Annotated in this window: 3 protein-coding genes; all 3 read right to left on the reverse strand. The window is 38.6% G+C overall.

Going from position 1 to position 2,621, the window contains the following annotated elements:
* On the reverse strand, positions 1-525 hold a 525-nt coding region (locus H7254_RS01445), incomplete at its 3' end, for a hypothetical protein (protein WP_301931288.1).
* Between the two features lie 10 nt (positions 526-535).
* On the reverse strand, positions 536-1,951 hold the full coding sequence (locus H7254_RS01450; RefSeq protein WP_301931289.1) for a CDP-glycerol glycerophosphotransferase family protein: 1,416 nt from the start codon (positions 1,949-1,951) through the stop codon (positions 536-538).
* Positions 1,936-2,621, reverse strand: a 686-nt coding sequence (locus H7254_RS01455) for a Wzt carbohydrate-binding domain-containing protein (protein WP_301931290.1), incomplete at its 5' end; no start/stop codon positions are given. The genes H7254_RS01450 and H7254_RS01455, both read right to left, overlap by 16 nt.

Genomic DNA, 2,621 nt, shown 5'->3' on the forward strand with positions numbered 1-2,621 from the left:
TGTGGCAACTGCATGTGAAATAAAAATATGATAGTTCACATTTTTAGCCATAAAGTAATCAACGCCAAAATTGATAGGATCTTTTTGATAAGGTTTTAACGAGCGGTAATGGCAAATTTGTGGCAGTCTTAATTTTCTGTTAGCAAGTATCCCCTGCCTGCTGTCGTTTATGTCGTTATTATGATGAATCAGATCGATCTTATTTTCTTTAAGAATGCCCGCAATTTGCCTTGATTTTCGTCTGTCATCAATAATGAGCCTTTTAAGTTTTCTAAATGGTGCAAAAATTTTAAGGGGCGTTTTATGTTTTGCAGCAACACCGGTTACCGTCTTTTTTTTTACATTTAAAAAGATGGTTTTAACACCCAACTCATTAAAAACCTGTGTGTATTTATTTAGTTCGTAACTCAAAATAACCGGTTCAAATTTTTCTTTGTCCAGTATCTTAACCATGTCGTACAGGGCTACAACAGATCCACCGCCGGGTGGCTTTTGAATGTATAATATTTTATGTCTTTTCTTCAAAGGCTGAGTATTAAGCAAGCGCATTTTTAATAATGTTCACTACCCTATCGGTGCTTTTGCCATCGGTATATGTAATAATTTCTTCTAAAACTTTCTGACAGTTTTGGGTTACAGAATCGGGGTTGGTTAAAGCTGTATTTATATAAGATATTAATTGTTGTTCTGAACCGGCTAACATTAGCGACTGGCAATTTATTATGGGTCTGAAATGCTCCTGCTGATACATACCCTGCAATAAGTATTGTTTTGCAGGGTTAACCTCATCGTAATAAGGTCCGATTTGCGGCTTTTTAAATGCGCTGCCATCCACGGTCATAGTTGAACATAAATTAATGTGCACATCAGTATATGCCAGGGTAGAACACAACTTTTTAATGTCTTCAGTGGTAATGTTTGAGTATTGCAACTTCTCTTTACCTGTCCACGAAATATCATATACCAGGTTTTTGTGTTCGCCTACGTAGCTCTTCCATTTGTTTAAGTTGTCAACCGGGTGACAGCGAAATAAAACGAGTGGGTCACCATTTATTTCACCACTATCAATAGCATTTAAAATGTGCTTAAGGTATTGTGGCTCATTTGGAAATAAAGTGCCGGGGCCTCCTGCATATAAAATAATTTTTCTTTCGTTAGCGGCAATGCCCACTATTTGCAACCATGCCTGTTTTGAAAGCAGGTTACAAGGATTGAAGTAAAAGTCGAATTGGGCTGCCCCCACTACATGAACTTTTGATGGATTTTTAATCTCTTTGTACATGCGAAGCGTTTGTTCGTGGTTGTATTTATTCCACACCAGGTAAGTATCGTAAATCACCGGCATCCATCCCCGCTTGGTTATATTGTCGAACGACAAAATGGAGGCAATCATTTGCTTGTTGCGATAACTGCAAGCCCTCAGCAAAATATCCTCTTGTGCATGAAACGGAGTAACCGAAAGTACTGCATCAATGTTAAGTGAATCCACCAGGGTGAGCATCTCTTTAAAATTGGTATCTGCACCGAGGGCCTCCTCTTCTTTCTTAAATATTTTTTTTGTATAACCAGGAAGGTAAAAACGGGCATAATTGAGTTTACGCCTTACTTTATTTAAAAGGATGGTCTTTATACTGTTGAATTGGTTGAGGTACTGTTCCTGTGCACGGCGGTTGTTTTTTAGCCTGAAGAAAGTAAACCAGTAATCCATGCGTTTTCGGGCTGTCTCATACACAACTCCCTTCTTCGATTCGGGTACCAGGTGTACTTCAAATCCATCTGCTCTTAACTCATTTATCAAAGCTTCTTCGTTCCAGGTTATTGCGATCACCACGTCAGCAAAGTTTTGTAGCTGGTGCAACATGCCGGTTCTATATAAATACCTGATGGAAAAGCTAATGCTGATGGTTACTAATAATCTCTTTCTAAACATGCTGACTATATTACCTGCCATTGATGGTCAATTAGTAAACCATCTTTCATTGATTCGTGCACTTTACCGGTACCATAAAAGTCACCCTTTTCTACCTCCATAACGGTTAATCCTTCTATATGATCCGTAACATCATAGTCGTGTTTTAAAGTAATATCGATGGTATACCTGCCGGGTAAAAAAGGCAGTTTTGGGATGTGGCAAAGCACCGAACCTTCTGATGTAAGTTTTAGGACACCAGGGAATGCCATACGGGTTAAAAGGTTACCAATAATTTGCTGGTAGCTATTTCTTATTAAAATATTTACAACCGGGTTGGGGCTATTTTCCAATGATTTATAAGACACTTTTAGGAATGCATCCATACCGGTTTCCAATACCATTAACGGCTGGTGGGCTGCATTTAAAAACTCAAAATTGGTAACTAAAAATTTGCCATTGCCCTGCCTGTTTTTAAACGATAAACCAGTAGTATCGTTCTGTATCATGGCCGCATTTTTAAGGTAATAATCCACCACATCGTTAGGATGACCTTCGTAAGTAATACTACCTTTTTGCAAAAGAATAGCCCGTGTACAAAGGTTTTTAACTGCCGCCATATCGTGGCTTACAAACAAAACAGTTCGGCCCGTTTTACCAGCTACCTCCTGCATTTTGCCCAAACACTTTTTTTGAAACTCTGCATCACCAA

Origin of the sequence: Ferruginibacter sp., from assembly GCF_014377975.1 — a bacterium.
In the GTDB taxonomy this organism is placed as follows: domain Bacteria; phylum Bacteroidota; class Bacteroidia; order Chitinophagales; family Chitinophagaceae; genus Ferruginibacter.